Source organism: Moorena sp. SIO4A1 (assembly GCF_010672065.1).
Classification (GTDB): domain Bacteria; phylum Cyanobacteriota; class Cyanobacteriia; order Cyanobacteriales; family Coleofasciculaceae; genus Moorena.
This window is the reverse complement of the sequence record NZ_JAAHHX010000485.1, coordinates 1-1,789: the sequence shown is the minus strand read 5'-3', so window position 1 is coordinate 1,789 and position 1,789 is coordinate 1. Positions and strand designations below refer to the sequence as shown.

The 1,789-nt window shown below is 42.7% G+C and carries 1 protein-coding gene; it reads right to left on the bottom strand.

The genetic code is table 11. The features are described from left to right. Positions 1-33 precede the first annotated feature (33 nt). Positions 34-1,584 carry an ISKra4 family transposase gene (locus F6K53_RS39745; protein WP_293085513.1) on the bottom strand — a complete coding sequence of 517 codons (1,551 nt, stop codon included), beginning with the start codon at positions 1,582-1,584 and terminating at the stop codon, positions 34-36. Positions 1,585-1,789: the final 205 nt, after the last annotated feature.

Below are 1,789 nucleotides of genomic sequence, written 5' to 3'. Positions count from 1 at the left end.
GGGTGCGGCTCTTTTAAGAAGACGCAAGTCCAGTCAAAAAACCATCGCTTTGTATGAAGTATTTGTACAAATTGAAGCTTGAATAACACTTTTAAGCAAAGGAATACCAGAAAAATACTTTGCTTGGTGATTGCGGTGATGTTCTTTTTGCAAATGAAAACGCCAATAGTCGTTCCAATCACCACTGACGTGAAGAGAACGAAGACGTAAAACCGCCTCAGCACCCTGAAGGCTCCACCGGGCTCCAGTAATATCCATTCGGTCTTTAATCAAATGACGACAAGCTCCTTCAATTACTCCCGTAGCAACAGGAAATCCTTCAGCCAAGTAAAGATCGTACCGAAGATAATCTCGATTATTGAGTAAATAGTTTGCGCATTTATCTACGGCAGAACGTTGCTCTGGTTTGAGTTGAAGCCGGGTTGCACAGCGGCGCATACCCGAAGCAACGTAACTTGATTTACCTTCAAGAATACGAAGCAAACGATCGCTAACCCAATCTTCAGCTTCTTTACTGCTAGGAGCATGAAAGACAAAGGCAGCTTTCCAAAGATACTCAATTACATGAATCAGATCCAGAACAATTGTGAGCTGAATTTTATGTTTCTTGGCCAACTGATCAAGCCGTCGTAATTGCGTCTTATTACCATCAACTAATGCAACTAGCTTTTTTTGTCGTTCTCGATCGCGGCTTAAAGCTTCATCAAATGTTTCATTAATTACTTGTTCTGCCTCTTTTGCTAAAGAAGCCCAAACTCTTTTACCTTCGGGACGCGGACGTTTTATCTTGGCTAATTTTGGGGGATTGACTATTTGTGTTGCTGTCCGCACTATTGGCTCTATTGTATAAACAGCAGCTACTGTCGCCATGCGTTTTGAGTTTCGTTTTTCTCCCTTAGTTAGACGTTTTTGTAGCTTTTTTTGACCGGCAGCTCTTTTCTTGGTGTCGGGGCGTAAATCCTCTTGGCGCATGACTACGCCCTTGCCATCGACACTAATAACCAGAATATCTCCTGTCTTTTCCCCAAGCTGATACTGTGCTTGTTGGGCTTGATAGAATTCCTCAAAATCACGAGAACTCGATAGTGCTAATTCTTCAACCTGACGCTTTGCTACTTTGGCTGCGGTTGTCTTGTTAATGATGTCTACTGTTTGGTTATATCCGTTGAACGCTACTGATGTCGCTACTCGCTCTGATAGTCCGTGAGAATACTGTTCTGGTGGCAGATTTAATTCTCCATCCAGAGGATTTAGACTATGAATGCCTCTTCCTCCGTAGCCAAGGCGATTGACTATTACTATCCCAAATATTGTCTTCAGTTTTCTCGATTGGTGACGTTTATGGGTTCTTTTTACCCCGTCACTACCTATACAGTCTGACTCTATTTCATCTGACTTTCTCTTATCTAAATAACCTTGTAATAATCTTCTTAATAGTTCGTTTCCGTTGACAAATAGATTATTCTCCAATTCACTGTGTTCCAGACCACAAGAACTCTCTGAACTTAACCACGTTACCATTTCCTCAAATAGTTCCCGTGCTTCTGTGAAATCTCCGTCCTTGTTTTGGTTGGTGGGTAGCATATTGTTTAGTTGCAATTAGTAGAATGTTTACGAATGTTCTGGTGGAGGGGAATTTTGGAGCAGTTTTTCTTGCCGATGCCCACGATCGCGCTGGGTTAGTATAGCTGCCTACCGCGTAATCCCCTACTGAACCAGTAGGGGATTGTCCTCGCGACCCCTGGCACGTTTATGAGTATAGCGTCTTTTTAAAAGAGCCGCACCCAAA